This window comes from Vibrio sp. 811, from assembly GCF_033339195.1.
The window spans coordinates 1-539 of sequence record NZ_JAWOUB010000853.1 but is presented as its reverse complement, the minus strand read 5'-3'; the positions used below and the strand labels follow the sequence as shown (position 1 = coordinate 539).

Sequence of the window (539 nt, the reverse complement as noted above, 5' to 3'; positions counted from 1 at the left end):
CTCTTTAATTTAAGTTGTGTGCAATTTAATTGCTTGCAACCTTACATCGAAACAACGATAGTTTGCAACTATATTGTGCACAATTTATTTTTATCGCCTTTATCGAGATTAAGCCCATGAGCCAGTGTTACTCCCCAAGTACATTGAATGCAGACGAAAAATTGTTACTAGAGAATCAAGTCTGCTTTCCACTATACAGCGCTGCTAACGCTGTGATTCGCGCGTACCGACCGTTGTTGGACGCACTTGATCTCACCTACTCGCAGTACTTGGTAATGATGGTATTGTGGGAAAAAGATGGCACAAGCGTAAAACAGCTGGGATCACAGCTTCACCTCGATTCAGGAACGCTCACCCCGTTGCTAAACCGCTTAGAAGCAAAAGGCCTTGTGAGCAGCGGAAGAAGTGAAACCGACGAGCGCGTACGCGTATTGAACCTTACCGATGCAGGCAGATCACTTAAAGATCAGGCGAAATCCGTCCCTGATGCCATTGCCTGTAAGTTCACGTTGGATCTAGAAGAATTGGTGACGCTAAAA

Annotated in this window: 1 protein-coding gene; it reads left to right on the top strand. The window is 44.9% G+C overall.

The window, feature by feature from the left end:
* Positions 1-116: 116 nt before the first annotated feature.
* On the top strand, positions 117-539 hold a 423-nt coding region (locus R7Q46_RS29765; RefSeq protein ID WP_318078667.1), incomplete at its 3' end, for a MarR family transcriptional regulator.